Below are 21046 nucleotides of genomic sequence, written 5' to 3'. Positions count from 1 at the left end.
GGCCCGGCTGTTTCCAGCCGGGCCTTCTGCTTTCGACGCCGAAACGATCAGGCCGTCTCTTCCTCCGCAGCCTTCGCCGGGGCCCCCGAAGGGCCGGCGATGTCGAAGTCGATCTTGCCGTCCTTCAACTGGACCTTGACGTGTCCGCCGCGGGTCAGGCGGCCGAACAGGATGTCGTCGGCCAGGGGCTTCTTGATCGAGTCCTGGATGACCCGCGCCAGGGGACGCGCGCCGTATAGTTCGTCGAAGCCGTTCTTGGCCAGCCAGTCGGCGGCTTCGTCGGTCAGTTCGATGGTGATGTTGCGGTCCGCCAACTGGGCTTCCAGCTGCAGCACGAACTTGGTCACGACCGAACGGATCGTCTCGGCGCCCAGCGGCTTGAAGGCCACGATGGCGTCCAGGCGGTTCCTGAACTCCGGCGCGAACAGACGCTGGATCGCCTTGTCGTCCTCGCCCTCGACCTTGCCCCGGCCGAAACCGATGGAGGCGCGGGCGTTGTCGGCGGCCCCGGCGTTGGTGGTCATGATCAGGATGACGTTCCTGAAATCGACCTTCTTGCCCACCGCATCGGTCAGCATGCCGTTGTCCATCACCTGCAGCAGGATGTTGTAGACGTCCGGGTGCGCCTTCTCGATCTCGTCCAGCAGGATGACGGCGTGCGGATGCTGGTCCACGGCGTCGGTCAGCAGGCCGCCCTGGTCATGGCCGACATAGCCCGGAGGGGCGCCGATCAGACGGCTGACCGTATGACGCTCCATATATTCGGACATGTCGAACCGCTGCATCTCGATGCCCAATGTGGCGGCGAGTTGCTTGGCCACCTCGGTCTTGCCGACGCCGGTCGGGCCGCTGAACAGGAAGCTGCCGATCGGCTTGTTGGGGTCGCGCAGACCTGCCCGCGCCAGCTTCATCGCCGCCGAGACCTGTTCGATCGCCTGTTCCTGGCCGAAGACCACCCGTTTCAGGTCCGTCTCCAACTCGCGCAGGCTTTCGGTGTCGGACTTGGACACCGATTTGGCGGGGATGCGCGCCATCTTGGCGATGACGGCCTCGACCTCCTTCTGGCCGATGACCTTCTTGCGCTTGGATTCGGTCAGCAGCATCTGCGACGCCCCCGCCTCGTCAATCACGTCGATCGCCTTGTCCGGCAGTTTCCGGTCGGTCATGTAGCGCGCCGACAGTTCGACCGCCGTGCGGATGGCGCTGTCGGTGTAGCGGACCTTGTGGTGCTGCTCGTAATAGGTCTTCAGACCCTTCAGGATCTTGACCGTATCCTCGACCGTCGGCTCGTTGACGTCGATCTTCTGGAAGCGACGCACCAGGGCGCGGTCCTTCTCGAAGTGCTGGCGATACTCCTTGTAGGTGGTCGAACCCATGCAGCGCAGCGAACCCGAGGCCAGGGCCGGCTTCAGCAGGTTGGAGGCGTCCATCGCCCCGCCCGAGGTCGCGCCGGCGCCGATCACCGTGTGGATCTCGTCGATGAAGAGCACGGCGTTGTCGTGGTTCTCCAACTCCTTGACCACCTGCTTCAGCCGCTCCTCGAAGTCGCCGCGATAGCGGGTGCCGGCCAGCAGCGCGCCCATGTCCAGCGAATAGATGGTGGCGTCCTTCAGAACGTCGGGCACCTCGCCCTTGACGATCTTGCGCGCCAGACCTTCGGCGATGGCGGTCTTGCCCACGCCGGGATCGCCGACCAGCAGCGGATTGTTCTTGGTCCGGCGGCACAGGATCTGGATCGAGCGTTCGACCTCGGCCTGACGGCCGATCAGGGGATCGACCTTGCCCTGGCGCGACTTCTCGTTGAGATCGACGCAATAGGCTTCCAGCGCCTCTCCGCCCTGTTTGACGGCCGACTGGTCCTCGGCTTCTTCCGGGCTGGCGCCCTTGGCCGGTTTGGCCTCGGAGGCGCCGGCCTTCTTGGCGATGCCATGGGCGATGAAGTTGACCGCGTCGTAGCGCGTCATGTCCTGCTCCTGCAGGAAGTAGGCGGCGTGGCTCTCGCGCTCGGAGAAGATGGCGACCAGCACGTTCGCCCCGGACACTTCCTCGCGGCCCGACGACTGGACGTGGATCACCGCGCGCTGGATCACGCGCTGGAAACCGGCCGTCGGCTTGGCGTCCTCGCCGTCCGCCGTGGCCAGGGCGGCCAGGTCGTTGTCGACATAGAGGGTCAAGGCGCCCTTGAGCGCATTCAGTTCGACGTTGCAGGCGCGCATGACGCCCGACGCATCCGGGTCGTCGATCAGCGCCAGAAGCAGGTGCTCCAGCGTCGCATATTCATGCCTGCGCGCATTGGCGTATCCCACCGCGCGGTGCAGGGTTTCTTCGAGAGGACGGGAAAATGAAGGCATAGGGAGGTTCCTCTCAGTCCTTTTCCATCGTGCATTGCAGAGGGTGCTGGTGGCGGCGCGCGGTTTCGATGACCTGCGCGACCTTGGTTTCGGCGACCTCGTAGGTGAAGACGCCGCAGACCCCCACGCCATGCTGGTGCACATGCAGCATGATGCGAGTCGCTTCCTCGCGGCTCTTCTGGAAGAACCGCTCCAGCACATAGACGACGAATTCCATCGGCGAATAATCGTCGTTCAGGATCAGCACCCGATAGAGCGAGGGCTTCTGAAGCTTCGGCTTGGTTTCGGTGACGACGGCGGTTCCTTGACCGCCGCCCGTCTCGCCGGGCCTTTGAATGGGCATTCGTGTTCCGTAGTCGGGGAGTCGTCTTGGCTAACAGATAGGGAATGATGGCCCGATTTGAAGCGGCGTCCAGTCACGGCTTTCGTGAGCGGCGCCTGACCAAAGATTCACGTGATCTCGCAGCGTTTTCGACACACGCTGGCCCCGTAGCAAAACAGGTCGTCATGTCTCTCGCCATTCTCGCCGCCCTCGCCATCGTTGCATCGCAGCCGCCGGGCGGCGCGCAGGAAAGCGACGCTCTGGAAAAATCGGTTATGGCGGCGGACGCCCGGTTCTTTTCGCTGTTCTTCGAAGGGTGCGACCCGGCCAGGCTGCGCGTCCTGCTGACCGACGACTTCGAGTTCTTCGACGACCGGGGCGGCCTGGTCGCCACCGATGCGGACGGGTTCGTCGCCCAATACGCCGACCGCTGCCGGGATCGGGCGGCACCGGACGCCTGGCGTTCGCGCCGCGAAGCCTTGCCGGACGGGTTGGCCGTCTATCCGATCAACAACTACGGCGCCGTGGAGACCGGCCAACACGTCTTTTACGAACGTCAGGGGGACGGTCCGGAAAGCCGCGTCGGACGCGCCCGGTTCGCCCAGATGTGGAAACGCGAGGGCGACGACTGGAAGTTGGCGCGCGTCTTCAGCTACGACCACGCCGCCCTTCCCTGAAACGACAAAAAGGCCCCGGAGCGGACTCCGGGGCCTTTCCGACTATGGCGGGCGTCGCTGAGCTCAGCGGGCGGCCTGGAAGGTCTCGACAGAGGCGGTGACGCGCTCGTTGATCGGCTTCAGGCTGTCCTTGACCGTGGCCGTGACGATCTCGTTGGTCTTGGTCAATTCGGCGACATAGCGTTCCATGGACTTCTTGGCCCAGGCGGTCTGAAGCTCGAAGAACTCCTGCACCGAGCGGGCGGTCGACAGCTCCTTGGAGGCGGCGACGCCGTCTTCCCAAGCCGTCTTGGCGAAGCCCAGGGCCTGCTGCGACAGGGCCTCGGCGCCCTTCTGGGCGACGCTGGCCGACTCGACGATGGCGTCCAGGTTCTTCTTGCCTTGCGCGTTCAGTTCGCCCAGCGAGGCGACCGACTTGTCAACGCTTTCGCGGAAGGCCTGGGTCCCGGCGGCCTGGAGGGTCTCGGCCTGAGCCTTGACCTTGGCGCCGACCGAGGCGGTGGCGGCGGCGGCTTGATCGGCGGTCTTCTTCATCGTCTCGGCGGCGTCGGTCATGATCGTCTCTCCGGTCCTGCATGCGCGTCCGGGGAATGGAACGCTGCGGAAAATTGAAAGCGAGGCGACCCCTCGCAGACCCGAAATATGCTGCAAGTGCGAAATGAATGCAAGATGCCATTGTGCACTGCACAATCGGATCGTCGCCAAGCCGAAAGGATAACTCCGATAGGCGGTTCAAATTCGCGTTGACGGGCGGTTAACCACCATGAAACCCGAGGTTCCTATGCTAGGCCTTTCGTCGCGTCGGCCGGGGGGGCCTGCCGCACCCTGCTCGCCAAGGGCTTGATTACCAAAGGGTTGTATCGCCCATGATCGCCTTCCTCCGCCGCGGCCTTTTCGCCCTGCTCGCCGTCTCCCTGGTGCTGGGCGCGAATGTTCGACCGATCGAGGCCCAATCCCAGGAGAGCAGCCGCTACGCCGCCATCGTCGTCGACGCCGCGACCGGCGAGGTGCTGTTCGCCCGGCACGCCGACAGCCGCCGCTATCCGGCGTCCCTGACCAAGATGATGACGCTGTATCTGACGTTCGAGGCGTTGGAGCAGGGCAAGGCGAAGCTGGACGACGTGCTGACCATATCGCCGCGCGCCGCCTCGCAGCCGCCTTCGAAATTGGGGCTGGCGGCGGGTCAGACCATCACCCTGGACAACGCCATGCGCGCCACGGCCGTCCGTTCGGCCAACGACATGGCCCTGGCCATCGGCGAGCATATCGGCGGGTCCGAGGCGCGCTTCACCAATATGATGACGATGAAGGCCGAACAGCTGGGCATGACGCAGACGCGCTATGTCACCGCCAACGGCCTGCCCGACGCGCGCCAGCTGACCTCGGCGCGGGACCAGGCCATCCTGGCGCGGGCGATCATGCGCGATTTCCCCCAGTATTACAGCTATTTCGGCCTGCACGACTGGGCCTATAACGGCCGCACCTATCGCAACACCAACGGCCTGCTGCCGACGGGGCGCGGCTATGACGGGATGAAGACCGGCTACACCAACGCCTCGGGCTACAATCTGGCGGCCTCGGCCGTGCGCGACGGGCGGCGCCTGATCACCATCGTCCTGGGCGGACGCTCCACCACCAGCCGCAACGCCCATGTCGCCGAACTGATGGACACCGGCTTCGAGGTCGAACGCCGCCGCGCCCAGGGCGAGCGCATCCAGGTGGCCCAGACCTTCTTCGAACAGCGCGGTTTCGGCGTCGGCGGCGATTCCATCGGCGGCGAAGCGCCTGTCGCCTACGCCTCGCTTCGCGACGACGAGGATGGCGAGGGCATGGGCTCCACCGCCGTCGCCTACACCGCCGCGCCTGCCCCCGCCGTCCTGCCGACCCGCGTCGCGCCCGCGCCGTCCGAGCGCGCCGCCAGCCAGCGCGCCGCCGCGACCGCACAGGCGGCGGGCCGGAGCGTCGCCGCCACGGCCCGCGCACCCCACAACGTCACCGCGTCCCTGAACGGCGCGCCGTCCAATGCGGCGGTCGCCCCCTCGACCACCCCCCGCCGCGCCACGCCGCCCCCGGCGCGCGAGCCCGCCCGGACCGTCGCCCGCTCGCCCGCCGGACGCTGGGCCGTCCAGGTCGGCGCCTTCCGCGACGAGAAGGTGGCCAACGACTGGCTGACCGAACTCAACCGCCGCTTCCGCACCCAGTTCGCCAGCGCCGAGCGCAACGTCCAGACCGCCGGCGACTGGTACCGCTCGCGCTTCGTCGGCATGACCGAAACCGGCGCCAAGACGGCGTGCGAGGCGCTGGCCGAGCGGCGCGTCACCTGCATGGTGATTAGCCCCGGCTGACGAACGCAAAGGGAGCAGAGCAAATGTTCTTGATTTGTTCCCGCCGATGATACATCGTCCTTCCCATGGAAACCGCCAAGGGAAGAGGCGCGCGTTCGAATGCCACCGGCCGCTACGAACCTGAGCAGCACCTGTCGTTCGACGACGGCTGGACGCGCGACGATGCCCAGGCCGCTCCCCTGCGCACCACCCTCACGCCGGAACACGCCCGCACGATCATCGCCCGGAACGACAGCCCGGACATCGGATTCGACCGCTCCATCAACCCGTACAAAGGTTGCGAACATGGCTGCATCTACTGTTACGCCCGTCCGTCCCATGCCTGGATGGGCCTATCCCCGGGCCTGGATTTCGAGAGCCGGATCTTCTTCAAGCCCCAGGCCGCACATCTGCTGGAACAGGCCTTCCTCGCACCCCGATACCGATGCAGGCGCATCCACATAGGCGGCAACACCGATCCCTATCAGCCGGTCGAGCGTGAGCTCAAATCGACCCGCTCGATCCTGGAGGTGATGCAGCGGTTTCGACATCCGTTCAGCATCATCACCAAGTCGGTGCTGATCGGGCGCGACGCCGACATCCTGGGGCCGATGGGACAGGCGGGGCTGGCCTCGGCCTTCGTCTCCATCACCACCCTGGATCGCGGACTGGCGCGGGCGATGGAGCCGCGCGCTTCCACGCCCGCGAAACGGCTGGAGGCCATTTCGCGCCTGGCCGACGCGGGCTGTCCGGTCGGCGTGGGTTTCGCCCCCGTCATCCCCGGACTGAACGACCACGAACTGGAATCCATTCTGGAAGCGGCCGCCAAGGCGGGAGCGACGCGGGCCATGTACGTCACCCTGCGCCTGCCGCTGGAAATCAAGGATCTGTTTCGCGAATGGCTGGCCGACGCCCGGCCCGACCGCGCCGCGCGCGTCATGTCGCTGATCCGCCAGACGCGCGGGGGCAAGGACTATGACGCCGACTGGTCCCAGCGGATGAAGGGGACCGGCCCGGTCGCCGAACTGATCGGCGCCCGGTTCAAGGCCGCCGTCAAGCGCTATGGCCTGGATACGCCCCATCGCCTGCTGGACGAGACCCAGTTCCGCGTGCCGCCCGACGCCCGACCGCAGATGGATCTGTTCGACACCGCGCCGGGCGGGCCGGCGAGCCGGATTGCCTGAAGCCTCCACTTGAGGTTAGCTCAACCGCATCTTGCGGGGGATTTCGATGCTCAAGCGCCTGTCAGCGGTCGTCTGCGTGGCCGGGCTCGTTTCCGGCTGCATGACCGTCAGCGTGCCGGAAGGCCAGTTCTTTTACCCCGACGCGCGGATCAAGGCCGAGAACATCGTTCTGACCCCCGGACCGGCCGTGCCCGGCGGCGAGGTTCTGTCCCTGCCCTATTCCGGCGGCGCCGTCGCCGCGACGCGGGTCAGGACGGGGCGGTCCGATGCGCCGCTGATCCTGTACTGCGGAGGCAATCTGTTTCGACGCGGCGTCAATGGCGCGGCCGTGGCCGGAGAGCTGGCGCCGTTCGGCGATGTGCTGATGTTCGACTATCCCGGATCGGGCGACACGCCGGGGCGGGCCGATTTCGCCAGCTATCGCGCCGCAGGCGACAGCGTCGCCGCCAGCGCCCGCGCCCTGGCCGATGCGGAAGGCCGCCGCCTGATCGCCTGGGGTCATTCGCTGGGCGGCCCGGTCTGCGCCGAGGCCGCTCGCGCCATCCGCGCCGACGCCTTGGTGCTGGAGGCCACGACCCCGACCGCCCGCGCCGCGGTAGACCAAATGCTGGGCCTGTGGCGGCCTCTGGTTCGCGTGCGGATGGCCGACGCCCTGGCGGCCGTCGACGTCCCGGCCGCCCTGGACGGCTATCCGGGGCGGGTCGTGGTCCTGGAGGCCGGTCGCGACCGGACCCTGCCGCCGGCTCTCAGCCGCATCCTGGCCCAGGCGTTGGAGAGACGCGGCGTGGATGTGCGGCGACTGGTCTTCCCGCGCGCCGACCACGGCGACATTCCCGATCAGCCCGATTTCGTCGCCCGGGTCGCGGCCGCCCTGGGCTAGGCTTGATCGTCGGCGGCCGAGGGGTCGATGGCGCGGATCACCAGGTCGCGCCAGGTCGGATCGCTGTCATCGACCAGATCCACATCCTCCAGCAGGGCGACCGCGCCTTCCCCGTCCGGCAGGATCAGACCCAGGATTTCCATCTCCTCGCCGTCGGCGCCCAGATGGCTTTCGGCCTGGACAGCGACCGCCGCCTGTTCGCCATCCTCGTCCCACCAGATCACCGGCTGGGGCAGGTCCATGGCGATGGGGCGCGGATCGTCGGTGTCGCCCAGGGCGAAGATGGCGCGGCGGGCCTGGACGTCGTCCAGCGTCGCCACCGCGCCGACGAATGGCTTCAGCCGCGTCCAGTCGTCGGCGTCGAACCCGCCGCCGTCCTCGGGGTCGAAGGCATCGCTCGTGTCGGTCATCGTCGTTCCTATCGCCTGAACACGCCGACCAGTTCGACGTGGGCGGACCACAGGAACTGGTCGATCGGGGTGACGGTCTCAAGCCGGAACCCGGCGTCGATCAGCACGCGGGCGTCGCGCGCGAAGGTCTGGGGGTTGCACGACACGCCGACCACCGCCGCAGCCTTGGTCGCGGCGATCTGGGCCGTCTGCTCGACGGCGCCGGCGCGGGGCGGGTCGAACACGATGGCGTCGCATCCCTTCAGGTCATAGGGCGTCAGCGGCCGCCGGAACAGGTCGCGCGCCTCGGCCGTGACCGCCTTCAGGCCCTTGGCGGAGCCGACGGCGGACCTCAGGGCGTCGATGCCGGCCTTGGACGCATCGGCGGCGATCACCGGGGCGACGGTCGCCAGCGGAAAGGTGAAGGTTCCCGCGCCGCAGAACAGATCGGCGATCTTGCGGGCGCCCTTCACCGCCGCGACGGCGCGCGCCGTCATGGCCGCCTCCGCCTGGGGCGCGGCCTGCAGGAAGCCGCCGGCCGGCAGGGCGACGGTCGCCGGGCCGAACGCCGCCATGGGCTGGCGCGCCATGACCAGGGTCTCGCCCGCAAGGCTGAGACGCGCCAGGTCGGCGCGACAGGCGGCCTGGACCGCCTGGGTCCGGGCGTCCGCCGACAGCCCGCCGCCCGAGCGCCGCTCCACCCCCGTCACATCCACATCCAGCCCCGCCAGGGTCCAGGTGACATGCAGCGTCGGGGCGGACTTCGGATGTTCGAAGAAGGCGGCGGCCACCTGGGTCAGGGCCGGAATGGCCTGGACGATGCGCGGATCGGCGACGGGACAGGCCGTCACCTCCACCAACCGCCAGGACCGCCGCGCCTTGAACCCCAGGACGACGCGGCCGTCGGCGTTGCGACGCGCATGAAGCGCCACGCGGCGCCGCCCGCCCGGCGGCGTGGCCACGGTCGCCTCCACCTCGGTCTCGATCCGCTCGCGCGCCAGGGCCAGTCGAACCTGTTCGCGTTTCCAGCCCAGATAGGGCCTCTCGGCCCAATGTTGCAGCGAACAGCCCCCGCAGTCGCCATATTGCGGCGAGACCGGCGCGATCCGATCGGGGCTCGGGACGACGATTTCGACGCCTTCCAGCCGCCCGTCGACCACCTGACCCCGCACCGTCTCACCCGGCAAGGTCAGGCTGGCGAACACCGGCCCGGACGGGGTGCGGGCGACGCCGTCGCCCTGGCCGCCCACGCGGTCGATCGTGAAAGTCTCCATCGCCGGGCTTCTAGCCGCCGTGGGAAGCCCGCTCAAGCCGCGGCGGCGGCGGCCGGTCGTCACTCGCCTGGGAGATGAACGAAGATGAACAAGGCGCTCAAACGCCGTTCAGCTTCGCTGTCTTAAATCGGACTGCAACGAGACACGAGGCTTGCCGTTGAGGTTGACGGAAATCGTTCGGTCCTCGGAAGGGTTGAAAAATGCGTCTCTCCAAGTCTTCGCTCGCCGCCGCGGCCGCCCTGGCCGTCGGCGTGACCGTCGCCCCGATGGCGGCGTCGGCTCAGAACTATTACGGCTATGGCTATAGCCAGAACTACGGCACCGGCGCCTATGGCCCGTCCTACGACTACGGTCGCGGCTATCCGTCCTACGATCCCTGCGCGAGAGAGCGTCAGGGACGCACCGGGGCCGGGGCCGTGATCGGCGGCGGCGCGGGGGCCGTCATCGGCTCGCAGCTGGCCGCGCGCGGCCGCCGCACCGAGGGCAGCATCCTGGGCGGCGTGCTGGGCGCCGTGGTCGGATCCCAGGTCGGCCGTTCCAGTTCCGACGCCTGCCGAACCTATCAGAGCCGCTATGGCTCCGGCGGTTACTACAACCAGGGCTACAGCCAGCCGACCTATGGCTATTACGACGATCGTTACACCGGCGATCAGGGCTATCGCTACGACGACTACGATCGTCGCGCCGACTACGCCTATGACGGCGGCGGCTATTACGACGACCGCTCGCGCCCGGTCGAACCCTATCGCAATTCCGACGGATGCCGCCTGGCCGAGAGCCAGATCCGTCTGCCCGATGGTCGCACGGACACCCGCTATGTCCGCACCTGCCCCGACCAGTACGGCCGCTATCGCGTCGTCGATTAATTTTCAGCCCCCCTGTCGATCGACGACGTGACGGGAGCCGCCGGAGGATCAGTCCTTCGGCGGTTTCTCACCCTGCGGGGCAGCCGCGCTTCGCGCGAGCCCCGATCCATCCCGTTTCAGACTTGGAAAAATCGAGTCTGAATGGTGTGAATGGTGCGAAATCGCGCCTGCCCCGACGAAAAACACCGTCTGAATGGTGTGAATAGTGTGAAATCCCGCGCCCCCGCCGCAGCACCCCGGTCCGATGCGACGAGGCTGCGCCATTATCGCATCGACGCGACCTCAGGCGGGCAGATCGCTCGATAAACCGCGCAAACCCTTGATCCGAAGCGTCTTCGCCCACCGCAATAGGATGGCGGGGGCGTCTCAGCCCGCATTTCCGACCCCGTTCCTGGCCCCGTTGCTGGCCCCGTTCTTGGCCCACAGCAGGAATTCGACATTGCCGTCGCCGCCAGTGATAGGGCTTTCGGTCACGGCCCGGACCGACCAGCCCAGGGCCTCCAGCCAGTCGCGGACACGGTCGACGGCGGCGGCGTGGGCGGCGGGGTCCTTGACCACGCCCTTCTTGCCGACCGACCTGGGTCCGTCGCCCTCGAACTGCGGCTTGACCAGGGTGATCAGGTCGGCGTCGGGCGCAGCCAGGTCCAGAGCCGCCAACAGCACCTTGGACAGGCTGATGAAACTGGCGTCGCAGACGATCAGGGAGGGCGGCTGCGGGATCAGGTCCGGCGTCAGGTCGCGGGCGTCGGTGCGTTCTAGGTTCGCCACGCGGGGATCGACGGCGACCCGGTCGTGCATCTGGCCGAAGCCGACGTCGACGGAGAAGACTTTCGCCGCGCCGCGATCCAGACAGACCTCGGTGAAGCCGCCGGTCGAGGCGCCGACATCCAGCACCACCCGGCCCTGAACCGCCACGGGCCATACGGTCAGGGCGTGATCCAGTTTCAGGGCGCCGCGACCGACCCAGCGGTGGGCGGGTTCGGCCTCGATCTGGGCGTCGTCGGCGATCTGTTCGGACGGTTTGGCGACGACGCGGCCGTCCGCCTTGACCCGCCCCGCCTCGATGGCGGCGCGGGCGCGGGCGCGCGTGTCGAACAGGCCGCGCGCGACCAATAGCTGATCAGCGCGCCCCTTCATCCCCGCTCATCCGATCTCGCCGAGACGGGCCAGGGCCGTCTGCAGCTTGACCTTGTCGGCCTCGGCCTCGGCCAGTTTGGCGCGTTGCTCCTCGACAACCTCGGGCGCGGCGCGGGACACGAAGTTGGGATTGCCCAGTTTCTTGTTCACATGGCCGATGTCGCTGTCGAAGACCGCGATCTCCTTTTCCAGGCGCGCGCGTTCTGCGGCCAGGTCGATGATCCCGGCCAGGGGCAGGGCCACGGTCGAACCGCCGGAGACGAAGGTGACGGCGCCCGCAGGCGCGGCCTCGGCCGATCCGACCTCGGAAACGCGGCCCAGGGTCAGGATCAGGTCGCGGTGGCGGGCGATCCGTTCGGCCGTGATCGCATCGGGAGCGACGAAGGCCAGGGCCGGCTTGGCCGCGACCGGCACGTTCATCTCGGCGCGCAGGCCGCGAATCTCGCCGACCAGATCGACCAGCCAGCCGATCTCGGCCTCGGCCGAGGCGTCGATGAAGGCGTCCGGCAGAACCGGCCATTCGGCGCCGATCAGCAGGGTTTCGCGCGGCGGACCTTCCTTGCCCAGTTCGGCCCAAAGCTCCTCGGTGATGAAGGGCATGACCGGGTGCAGCAGCTTCAGCGTCTGGTCCAGGGTCCAGGCCGTCATTGCGCGGGTTTCGGCCTTGGCGGCCTGGTCCGTCCCCTGGAAGACCGGCTTGGCCAGTTCCAGATACCAGTCGCAGAAGACGTTCCAGACGAAGCGATAAAGGGCGCCCGCCGCATCGTCGAAGCGGCCGCCCTCGATGGCGTCGGAGACGGCGCGTTCGGCCTTGGTCAGTTCGCCCCTGATCCAGCGGTTTATCGTCTGTTCGACGGTCGCGGGATCGAAGTCCGCGACACGTTTGGCCTCGTTCATCTGGCTGAAGCGCGCGGCGTTCCACAGCTTGGTGCCGAAGTTGCGATAGCCTTCGATGCGTTGCTTGGACAGTTTGATGTCGCGCGTGCCCGACAGGATGGCCATGGTGAAGCGCAGGGGATCGGCGCCCAGTTCGTCGATGATCCCCAGCGGGTCGATGACGTTGCCCTTGGACTTCGACATCTTCTGGCCCTTCTCGTCGCGGACCAGGGCGTTGATGATGACCCGCTTGAACGGCGCCACGCCGTCCATGAAGTGCAGGCCCATCATCATCATGCGGGCGACCCAGAAGAAGATGATGTCCGCCGCCGTGACCAGGTCGCTGGTCGGATAGAAGCGCTCCAGATCCTCGGTCTTCTCGGGCCAGCCCATGGTCGAGAACGGCCACAGGGCCGAAGAGAACCAGGTGTCCAGAACATCCTCGTCCTGGGTCAGGGCGACCTCGGAATCATAGTCGGCCATCGCCAGTTCGCGGGCGTCCTCTTCGGTCTCTGCGACATAGATCTCGCCGCTCGGGCCGTACCAGGCGGGGATGCGGTGGCCCCACCACAGCTGGCGCGAAATGCACCACGGCTCGATGTTGCGCAGCCATTCGAAATAGATCTTGGCGTAGCTGGCCGGTTCGAAGACCGTATCGCCCTGCTCCACCGCCTTCAGCGCGGGCTGGGCCAGGACCTTGGCGTCGACATACCACTGGTCCGTCAGCCATGGCTCGATGACCACGCCGGAACGGTCGCCGTGCGGGACGACGTGCCTGGTCTTCTCGATCGCCTTCAGCCAGCCCTCTTCCTCGGCGCGGGCGACGATGGCCTTGCGCGCGGCGAAGCGGTCCAGGCCGACGTATTCGGACGGCACGTCCGGCGTATCGACGTCGGTGACGCGGGCGAAGGCGTCCAGGATGTTCAGCGACGGCAGGCCCGCGCGCTTGCCCACGCCGAAGTCGTTGAAGTCGTGGGCCGGGGTGATCTTGACCGCGCCCGAACCCTTGGTCGGATCGGCGTAGTCGTCGGCGACGATGGGGATGCGACGGCCGACGATGGGCAGGGTCACGAACTTGCCGACCAGACCGGCGTAGCGTTCGTCGTCCGGGTGAACCGCCACGCCCGTGTCGCCCAGCATGGTTTCGGGCCGGGTCGTGGCGACGACGATATAGTCGCGGGTCTCGTATTCGGTGGGCTGGCCGGCCTCGTCGAAGGCGACCGGATGTTCGTAGGTCACGCCGTCGGCCAGCGGATAGGCGAAATGCCAATAGGCGCCGTCGACCTCGCGCTGTTCGACCTCCAGGTCCGAGATGGCGGTCTGGAAATGCGGGTCCCAGTTCACCAGCCGCTTGTCGCGATAGATCAGGCCTTCCTTGTGCAACTGGACGAAGACCTTGCGGACGGCGGCGTTCAGCCCCTCGTCCAGGGTGAAACGCTCGCGGCTCCAGTCGCACGAGGCCCCCAGGCGGCGCAGCTGGCGCACGATGGTGCCGCCGGATTCGGCCTTCCACTCCCAGACCTTCTCGACGAAGGCGTCGCGGCCCATGTCGCGACGGCCGACATTGCCTTCGGCGGCGAGTTTGCGCTCGACCACCATCTGGGTGGCGATGCCGGCGTGGTCGGTGCCGGGCAGCCACAGGACGGCCTTGCCCTTCATCCGGTGATAGCGGGCCAGGATGTCCTGCAGGGTGTTGTTCAGCGCATGGCCGATGTGCAGGCTGCCCGTCACGTTCGGCGGCGGAATGACGATCGAATAGGCGTCGGCCGCGCCGTCCGCAGCCGTAGCAACGCGTGGGGCGAACAGGCCGCTCTCTTCCCATTGCTGGTAGAGGCGGGGCTCGGCGGCCTGGGGTTCGAAGGTTTTTTCTAACATGATCAATTCGGCCCGACGGGCTGGGGAAGAATAAAGTTGAATACGATGCCGGCGAACCCGACCATCAGAAACGGCCAGAAGAAACAGACTAGGCGCACCGCGCGTAACCGACGGATCAGCGGGTCTGCCCGCATGGCGTCGGAATAGAGAAAGGCGGCACGAAACGCGACGTTCATGTCGCGGCCGGAACGAATTTGAGCACGCTCCTCGCTACTCATGAGGCGTTGCTTGCGTTGCATCAGCCAAACCCCTGATCCGAACCATACGCCGCACGCCGGATAGATGCTCAGGAGCAGAAGATAGGTCAGGTTCTCCAGGAACTGCATTCTTCGACCTTAAAACAGAAAGGCGGCCCCCTTCAGGAGCCGCCCCTCGGATTAGTCTGGGCTGAAGCGAAGGGCTAGGCGCTGCGCGCGATGCGTTCGACTTCCTTTTGTACCGCCGCCTGGACGATGCCGGGCAGATTGTTGTCCAACCAGTCCTTCAGCAGCGGGCGCAGCATTGCGGCGACCATGGCCTCGACCGTGTTGCCGCTGACGAAAGGCAGGTCGCCCGAGGCGGCCGGGGCGGGCTCGGGCTTCTTGAAGCTGGCGGCCAGGCCGGCGAAGGCGGAGGCGGCGCTGGCGGCGGCGCTGTCGCCGACCAAGGTGTCGTACGACGGTTCAGGCGCAGGAGCCGGGGTCGGCGCGGGCGCTTCGGCGGCCTGATAGGTCTCGGCCGGGGTCACGTCCAGGTCGCCGATGGTTTCGGCCGGGGCGTCATAACGGTCCGTCAGTTCCAGCACGTCGTCCTCGCCGGCCGGGGCCGGCTCAGGCTCGAACGGGGCGGCGAAAACGGTCTCGGCCGCGACGGGCGGGGGCGTTGCAGCGGGCTGGGCCTCGACCTCAGGCTCAGACGCGGCGGCCGGCGTTTCGGCCGGGGCGTCGTCTTCGGAGATGATCCGGCGAATCGACGCCAGAATCTCTTCCATGGTCGGTTCCTGGGCGGACTGATCGGTCATGGCGCAACCTTGGGCGTGGCCTGGGAAGAAGTTGGCTCACGGAACGATCCGCGCGCCGCGAACGGGGCGACGCCAGACGACGGATCGTCTGGAATCTCCGCCTTGTCGTCGCATCTTCGCCCGATGGAATCAACGGGCGCCTTCGCCGGACGGCCGTTCGACGTCAGCTGGGCGGCGCGGTGCGCACGGCCTCGCCCTTCAGCTGGGCGTCGATGGGCGCGTCGGGGGCGTCGATCGTCCCGACGATGGGCGGCGAGGCCACGCGGTCCAGCGTCTCGACCACCCCGTCCCACGGCAGGCCGCCGCGGCCCTGGACCCGGTCGTAGTTGGCCTGGGGATCGTAGGCGTCGACGGTCGGGTTCAGCGCCGGTCCGTCCAGTCGGCCCATGGCGGCCAGCAACGAGGCGCGGGCCACATATTCGGCGGCGCGGGCGTTGGCGACGGCCGTCTGGGACGCGCGCAGGGTCACTTCCTGGTTCAGCACGTCCAGGGTGGTGCGCAGGCCCACCTGCGCTTCCTGGCGGACGCCTTCGGCGGCCACGGAGGCGGCGCGCACCGCCTCGGTCCCCGCCGTCACATTGGCGCGGGTCGACAGCACCTGGGCATAGGCCGAGCTGACGTTCTGAAGCACCGTGCGGCGTTCGCTCTCGACCGCCATCTGGGCGGCGTTGGCGCGCTCCAGCGCCTGGGCCACGCGCGACTGGTTCAGACCGCCGGTGAACAGCGGCACCGACAGGGTCGCGCCGGCGGTGAAGCTGCGGCGATCGGCCAGTTGGCCCAGGTCGCCCAGGTCGTCGGACGACCCGCCATAGGAGGCGGTGGCGCGCACCGACGGCAGATATTCCGAACGGGCGGCGGCGACGGCGGCCTCGGCCCCTTGCAGCTGATAGGCGGCGGCCAGGACGCCCGGATTGCCTTGCAGCGCGGCCTCGATGGCCGAATCGAAGTCGGTCGGCACGGCCGGCAAGGTCGGGGCCGCCTCCAGATCGGTCGGCGACTGACCCACGACCGCGGCGTAGGCGGCGCGAGAGGTGGCCAACTGCGCCTGGGCGTTGGCCAGATCGGCCTCGGACTGGGCCAGGGACGCCTCGGCCTGGGCGACGTCGGTGCGCGTGATCTCGCCCACCTCGAAGCGGGCGCTGGTCTCGTCCAGCTGGCGCTGGAGGACGCTGAGGTTCTCCTGGCGGATTCGCAGGATCTCCATGTCGCGGGTCACGTTCACATAGGCCTGGATGACCGACAGCATGACCGACTGTTCGATCTGACGCAGGTTCTCGCGGCCGGCCAGGACGCTGGCGCGGGCCTGGTCGATGGCGCGCGCCGTGCGCCCGCCGGTCCACAGGTTCTGGCTCAGGCTGACGCCGAGATTGGCCCCCTGGGTCTCGGACGAGGAGGAGGACACCTGGGTGTCCGGCACGCCGTCGTTGTTCGTATCCACGAACTGGGTCACGGCGGGGAAGTCGCTGCGGGTGTAGTCCACCCCGGCCGAGGCGCTGAGCGTCGGGCGAAGGCCCGATCGCGCCTGAACCACCGATTCGTCCAGCGCGCGCTGGGTGGCGCGCTGGGCCAAAAGATCGGGATTGGTGCGATAGGCCAGGGCGATGGCGTCCTGGAGCGTCTCGGCCCAGGCGGGCGCGCCCAGGCCGGTCATCACGGCGACCACTGCGGCCGAAGCCATCACACGCGAGCGTTTCAACATTGTCCGTCCTTAGCCCGACGCCCTGAAAGAACGCCCGAATGTTTTATCAGGCGTAACTGCGGCCTGACCGAACCACACGCCAGTTAAGTTTTCTTCACGGTTGCGGCCGCGCGATCCGTCGCCGCCCGCCTGCGCGCCTGCGCGCCTGCGCGCCTGCGCGCCTACAGCGCGAAGGTAGGCGCCGGCGTCAACTCGGCAAGGACCGCCGGCGACGAATCGAACAGTTCGCGCCGCGACAGCCCCTCGGGCGACTTGACGAACAGCGCCGCCTTGCCGATGGCGCCGCGGCGCTCCACCACGACCATGCGCCCGCCCGGCCGCAGGGCCGCGCCCCACGATTCAGGCAAGGCCTCGATCCCGCCTTCGGACACGATCAGGTCCCAGTCCTGGCCGGCCGGCTGGGACAAGGGCTGGACGGTCGTGGCCACGCCCTCGGCGGCCAAGGCCTGTCCGACCACGTCGAAGACGGCCGCGTCCGATTCCTGGGCGGTCACGGCCAGGCCCATCCGGGCCAGCACGGCGGCGGCGTAGGGAGCGGCGATGGCCAGGGCCTTCTCGCCCTCGCGCGCATCGGCGGCCTGAAGCAGCTTGGCCACATCGCGCGCCGGCATCAGGCGGCGGCCCCCCGCGATGGGCAAGGCCTCTTCAGAGTAGGCGGCGAAGGCGCGGTCGGGCGCGCAGAACTGTTCGCGCGGCACGGCCAGCATGGCCAGGTGAATCGCGCGATCCGTCACGTCGTTCACCCGCACCTGCGAGTCGACCATGGCCTTGCGCTCGGCGGTGAAATCCATCTGTAGGCAGCCTTCAACGATAATCCGGGAGGAAAACTCGCGCGCTTATAGGTCCGTGCGTTGCAGCGGACAATCCGATCTGATAGCGAACGCCCCTCGCGATGACCGCCCCCGAGAAATCGGGGATGAAAAGCGGCCTGATGGCGGAGTGGTGACGCAGAGGACTGCAAATCCTTGCACCCGGGTTCGATTCCCGGTCAGGCCTCCATCGCGACGACGACGACGGCCGCCTCTCGGGGCGGCCTTCGCGTTCAGGGACCCCGCCACGCCGTGGTCAGGTGATGCAGGGCCGCCGCGCTGGTGGCGGCGACATTCAGCGAATCGAAGCCCCCGGCCATCTCTATGCCTATGGGACTGCAACGGGCGATCGTCTCCGCCGGCAGGCCCGGCCCCTCCGACCCCAGCATGATCGCGACCGGACCCTCGCGGCGATAGTCCGCCAGCCTTGCATCCGCCGAGGGGGTCAGCGCCAGCACCTCGACCCCCGCCCCGGCCAGAGCATCCAGAAGAGCGGACGACCCGGCGACCGCGAACGGCGTGCGCAGCACCGCCCCGACCGAGACGCGGATGGCCTTGCGGTAGAAGGGATCGCAACAGGTCGAATCCAGCAGCACCGCCCTGGCCCCGAACGCGGCGGCGTTGCGGAACAGACCGCCCATGTTGTCGTGATTGCCGATGCCGATGGCGACGACGAACACATCGTCCGGCCCGACCTGCGCCAACAGGCTTTCCAACGGCGGCGGCGCGGGCTTTTCGCCCAGGGCCAGCACGCCCCGATGCAGTTCGAACCCGGCGATCCGATCCAGAACTCCCTGCCCCGCCACATAGACGGGCGTGCCCGCCGGCAAGCGCTCGATCACGTCGCCCAGCGCCGCCACACGCTTTTCCGCCAGCAGCAGCGACAGGGGCCGCGCCCGCGCGGCGTCGGAGGCGAGCACCCGCACCACCACCTCCCCTTCGGCGATGAACAGGCCCTGACGCCCCGTCAGATCGCGCTCGCGAATGTCGCGATAGGCGGCGACGCGCGGGTCCTCGGGATCCTGGATAATTATCGGCAAGATGACTTTATTTCCCATTGCAAGATCGGAACCCCCGCTGCTATAGGCCCGCCTCCCGAGCAGATGTTCCGCAGTAGCTCAGTGGTAGAGCAGCCGACTGTTAATCGGCTGGTCGTAGGTTCGAATCCTACCTGCGGAGCCACTCGGGGGCATTAAGCCCATGAAATCGCTAGGCTTAATATTTAGCCCACAGGGCTTCCCATCCACCTTCCCATCCAGCAGCCACGGCAGTCGTTCTCGCGCTGACGTCGACTTGCACGGCTTTGCACCGCTTTTCAGGCTTTCGCGCGTTCGAAAGCCCTCATTGCCGTGCGCATGACGGCCGGCATGGCAGACAGACAAATGAGCCGCTCCTCTGAACTTCCGACCGATCCTGACGTATCCAAGCTTCACGGTTACCCCAAGGATCAGGAGAGGTTTCATGGATCGTCGTGTCGTTCGCGTTCGAGTGCCCAGCGTCGTGGAGTATGATGTCGTCATCGACGACGGCCGCCCCGTCTTCGTCGGGGCCGTCATTCGTCGCGAAGCCTCGCGCCAGGGCCCAGACGCAGGGAAATGGATCGACACACATCGAACCACCTGGGACGGGCGCGGCGGCCGCAGCGACGGCATTGAGCGCCATCCGCAAACAGGCCAGGCGCTCGGAACCCGCAGCATGGTCATCGAGCAGGCGATCGCCGTCCTCGCGGCTGATCCCACGGCGGGGACACACCTGAAGGCTCCCAATCAGATGGGGCGACCTTCCAGGGCTTCGCGTCGCGCTACGTCCGGAACGCCCGCCTGATGTCGAACGATCATGAAGACGACGCCCGCGAATTCGCCTGCGCCCTTCTTGAGGAAGTGGACCTGGCTCCGCCGCGCGAGCGCCTGGCCCTGGCGATCCAAGCCATTAGAGCCGCCCCCTCGCTATCCGACAGCTACAGCGCGGCGGCGGCGGCCATGCGCCAGAGCAGCCCCGAAGCGCTCGCCGCCTGGCTGGCGGCGCGCGAAATCACACGACGCGACGCCGGCGACCGAATCGAATCGGACGCAGGAAGGCTGGGAGACAACCTCTACGCCCGCCCCTATCTCAGGGCTTGCGTCGGCTATGCGCTGTGCGCGCTGGAAAACGGCGAACATGACGAAGCCTTAGCCCAGTTGCGCCAGGTGCTCGCACTCGATGTCGATGACCGGATCGGCGCTCGATACGCCCTGGCGACCGCTCTTCTCATCGCCGGACGGTTCGAGGATTTCACCGCCCTGCGAACCACGCAGACTGAGGATACGACGGCCTTCTGGCTCTATGCCGACGCCTACCACGCCTTGGCGGCCAAGGCTCCGATCACGGATCGCAAGACGCGCCTCGCACGCGCCCTTGCGAGCAATGCACATGCGCCGCTGCTTTTCGCTCTCGACGAACAACAACTCGGCGAGCCCGCCGACAGCTTCGCCCCGGGCGGCTTTGAGGAGGCCCGCGCCCTCGCCTGTTCGCTCACCGGTCGCCTCTGGCGTCGCGACCACGTGGCGCTTCAAGCCCTCCTGAAGGCGAGCCGCCCTTCCCAGCAGAAGTGATCGTTTCGATCGCCTCGCCCCTCCGTCGCACGTCGCCGCGGCGACCTTTTCAGCAATTCCTGGAATACCGATGAGCCAACCTCAGCCGCCCCAACGGGGCTTCATATATTGGCGCGATCTTGCGCTTCACACCCTCCCGGTCGCGACGGTGCTCGGCTTTCTTGCCGTCATCGTCTTCCTGAACTCGGTGTTCGGGATATGGGGGCTGTCGGTGGCTCAATTGGTCACGCCGGGGGACACCATCGTCCCCGGCGTCATCCTGGGCATTCTGTTGGTCGCCCTGTTCATGTTCGCCTTCATTCCGGGCACGCTGCTCGACCCGATCCTGAAAAAGATGCCCATGCGGATACGCCCCTATGCCCTGGCGGGCGTCGTGGCGGCCAGCGCCGTGTTCTGGATCCCGAACGGCGTCGGCGGCTTCGGCGTAAAATTCGTCGCCACTCTGATCGCTCTGGGCTGCGCCATGCACCCCTTTCTCAACCGTCACGATTTCGAGAAGATCCCGCACATGGCCAAGGCCGCCATCGTGGTCGTTTTCGCACCGGCAGCCGTATGGCTCACACTGGCCTTCACAGAAGCTCCCAAGCTTTTCGCTGCCTCGGGCTTCATGAGCGGGGCAAGCATTGAGAAGCAGGAGGGCGTGCCCTGTGATGCTCGTGTCCTCTGGCTTGGAGAAAGAGCCGTCGTCTTCAGATGCACCGCTCCTGAAGGAGATATCTGGGTGGCGACGACGACCGAGGGACTGGTTTTCCGTCCCTCCGCGTCATCGGCCTGACCTGAAGCCCGTTCATG

20 protein-coding genes and 2 tRNA genes are annotated in these 21046 nt (G+C 67.5%); 10 read left to right on the top strand and 12 right to left on the bottom strand.

Translation table 11 applies throughout. The annotated features are described in order from the left end of the window. Positions 1-47 precede the first annotated feature (47 nt). Both clpA and clpS read right to left on the bottom strand, forming a co-directional pair. Entirely contained in the window at positions 48-2351 is a 2304-nt protein-coding gene (gene clpA / locus AC0L6G_RS01770) for an ATP-dependent Clp protease ATP-binding subunit ClpA (RefSeq protein ID WP_293826690.1), read from the bottom strand. A 13-nt stretch (positions 2352-2364) separates the two neighbouring features. After that, positions 2365-2694, bottom strand: coding sequence for an ATP-dependent Clp protease adapter ClpS (gene clpS, locus AC0L6G_RS01765; protein WP_017504641.1), 330 nt, complete (start codon positions 2692-2694; stop codon positions 2365-2367). 164 nt (positions 2695-2858) lie between these two features. Here clpS and AC0L6G_RS01760 point away from each other — a divergent pair, with 164 nt between their 5' ends. Next, a complete protein-coding gene (locus tag AC0L6G_RS01760; protein ID WP_293826693.1) occupies positions 2859-3350 on the top strand; it encodes a nuclear transport factor 2 family protein in 492 nt (163 codons plus the stop codon). A gap of 63 nt (positions 3351-3413) precedes the next feature. Here the strand turns inward: AC0L6G_RS01760 and AC0L6G_RS01755 are convergent, their stop codons facing one another. Further along, complete coding sequence (locus tag AC0L6G_RS01755) at positions 3414-3905, bottom strand: phasin family protein (protein WP_293826696.1); 492 nt, start codon at positions 3903-3905, stop codon at positions 3414-3416. Positions 3906-4216: 311 nt separating this feature from the next. Between AC0L6G_RS01755 and AC0L6G_RS01750 the strand changes: the two genes are divergently transcribed. The 3 genes from AC0L6G_RS01750 to AC0L6G_RS01740 all read left to right on the top strand — a co-directional run bounded on the left by AC0L6G_RS01750 (position 4217) and on the right by AC0L6G_RS01740 (position 7738). Continuing rightward, positions 4217-5695 carry a D-alanyl-D-alanine carboxypeptidase gene (locus AC0L6G_RS01750; RefSeq protein WP_473252753.1) on the top strand — a complete coding sequence of 493 codons (1479 nt, stop codon included), beginning with the start codon at positions 4217-4219 and terminating at the stop codon, positions 5693-5695. Positions 5696-5760: 65 nt separating this feature from the next. Continuing rightward, positions 5761-6858 (top strand): PA0069 family radical SAM protein, encoded by a 1098-nt coding sequence (locus AC0L6G_RS01745; protein ID WP_293824512.1) that lies wholly within the window; start codon positions 5761-5763, stop codon positions 6856-6858. 46 nt (positions 6859-6904) lie between these two features. Continuing rightward, on the top strand, positions 6905-7738 hold the full coding sequence (locus tag AC0L6G_RS01740; RefSeq protein WP_473252752.1) for an alpha/beta hydrolase: 834 nt from the start codon (positions 6905-6907) through the stop codon (positions 7736-7738). Here the strand turns inward: AC0L6G_RS01740 and AC0L6G_RS01735 are convergent. Beyond that, complete coding sequence (locus AC0L6G_RS01735; RefSeq protein ID WP_293824508.1) at positions 7735-8148, bottom strand: hypothetical protein; 414 nt, start codon at positions 8146-8148, stop codon at positions 7735-7737. The genes AC0L6G_RS01740 and AC0L6G_RS01735 overlap by 4 nt on opposite strands. An 8-nt stretch (positions 8149-8156) precedes the next feature. After that, positions 8157-9401 (bottom strand): class I SAM-dependent RNA methyltransferase, encoded by a 1245-nt coding sequence (locus tag AC0L6G_RS01730; protein WP_293824506.1) that lies wholly within the window; start codon positions 9399-9401, stop codon positions 8157-8159. Between the two features lie 200 nt (positions 9402-9601). On the opposite strand from AC0L6G_RS01730, the gene AC0L6G_RS01725 reads away from it, so the two are divergent. Next, entirely contained in the window at positions 9602-10267 is a 666-nt protein-coding gene (locus AC0L6G_RS01725) for a glycine zipper 2TM domain-containing protein (protein ID WP_293824504.1), read from the top strand. Between the two features lie 366 nt (positions 10268-10633). Here AC0L6G_RS01725 and AC0L6G_RS01720 read toward each other — a convergent pair whose 3' ends face one another. The 6 genes from AC0L6G_RS01720 to AC0L6G_RS01695 form a co-directional block, all read right to left on the bottom strand. Further along, positions 10634-11404, bottom strand: coding sequence for a TlyA family RNA methyltransferase (locus AC0L6G_RS01720; RefSeq protein WP_473252751.1), 771 nt, complete (start codon positions 11402-11404; stop codon positions 10634-10636). Between the two features lie 6 nt (positions 11405-11410). Further along, positions 11411-14155 (bottom strand): valine--tRNA ligase, encoded by a 2745-nt coding sequence (locus tag AC0L6G_RS01715; RefSeq protein WP_473252750.1) that lies wholly within the window; start codon positions 14153-14155, stop codon positions 11411-11413. A gap of 2 nt (positions 14156-14157) precedes the next feature. Then, on the bottom strand, positions 14158-14481 hold the full coding sequence (locus AC0L6G_RS01710; RefSeq protein ID WP_293824498.1) for a hypothetical protein: 324 nt from the start codon (positions 14479-14481) through the stop codon (positions 14158-14160). Positions 14482-14555: 74 nt separating this feature from the next. Then, positions 14556-15155, bottom strand: a complete 600-nt coding sequence (locus AC0L6G_RS01705) for a DUF2497 domain-containing protein (protein WP_473252749.1) — start codon at positions 15153-15155, stop codon at positions 14556-14558. A 163-nt stretch (positions 15156-15318) separates the two neighbouring features. Next, positions 15319-16854 carry a TolC family outer membrane protein gene (locus AC0L6G_RS01700; RefSeq protein WP_293824494.1) on the bottom strand — a complete coding sequence of 512 codons (1536 nt, stop codon included), beginning with the start codon at positions 16852-16854 and terminating at the stop codon, positions 15319-15321. A 161-nt stretch (positions 16855-17015) separates the two neighbouring features. Next, positions 17016-17645, bottom strand: coding sequence for a protein-L-isoaspartate O-methyltransferase family protein (locus AC0L6G_RS01695; protein WP_473252748.1), 630 nt, complete (start codon positions 17643-17645; stop codon positions 17016-17018). A gap of 134 nt (positions 17646-17779) precedes the next feature. On the opposite strand from AC0L6G_RS01695, the gene AC0L6G_RS01690 reads away from it, so the two are divergent. Further along, a tRNA-Cys gene (locus AC0L6G_RS01690) sits at positions 17780-17853 on the top strand. Positions 17854-17896: 43 nt separating this feature from the next. Here the strand turns inward: AC0L6G_RS01690 and AC0L6G_RS01685 are convergent. Then, positions 17897-18721 (bottom strand): TrmH family RNA methyltransferase, encoded by an 825-nt coding sequence (locus AC0L6G_RS01685; protein ID WP_473252747.1) that lies wholly within the window; start codon positions 18719-18721, stop codon positions 17897-17899. A 49-nt stretch (positions 18722-18770) separates the two neighbouring features. Between AC0L6G_RS01685 and AC0L6G_RS01680 the strand changes: the two genes are divergently transcribed. The 4 genes from AC0L6G_RS01680 (at position 18771) to AC0L6G_RS01665 (ending at position 21029) form a co-directional block, all read left to right on the top strand. Continuing rightward, a tRNA-Asn gene (locus tag AC0L6G_RS01680) sits at positions 18771-18845 on the top strand. A 279-nt stretch (positions 18846-19124) separates the two neighbouring features. Beyond that, entirely contained in the window at positions 19125-19487 is a 363-nt protein-coding gene (locus AC0L6G_RS01675) for a hypothetical protein (protein ID WP_184273275.1), read from the top strand. 155 nt (positions 19488-19642) lie between these two features. Further along, positions 19643-20254 carry a hypothetical protein gene (locus AC0L6G_RS01670; protein ID WP_313634453.1) on the top strand — a complete coding sequence of 204 codons (612 nt, stop codon included), beginning with the start codon at positions 19643-19645 and terminating at the stop codon, positions 20252-20254. Between the two features lie 70 nt (positions 20255-20324). Further along, positions 20325-21029: a hypothetical protein gene (locus AC0L6G_RS01665; RefSeq protein ID WP_184273269.1), complete on the top strand. Its 705-nt coding sequence runs from the start codon at positions 20325-20327 to the stop codon at positions 21027-21029. Positions 21030-21046 lie beyond the last annotated feature (17 nt).

It is taken from the genome of Brevundimonas sp. D3-1P, from assembly GCF_055809335.1.
This window is presented reverse-complemented; position numbering and strand designations above follow the sequence as displayed.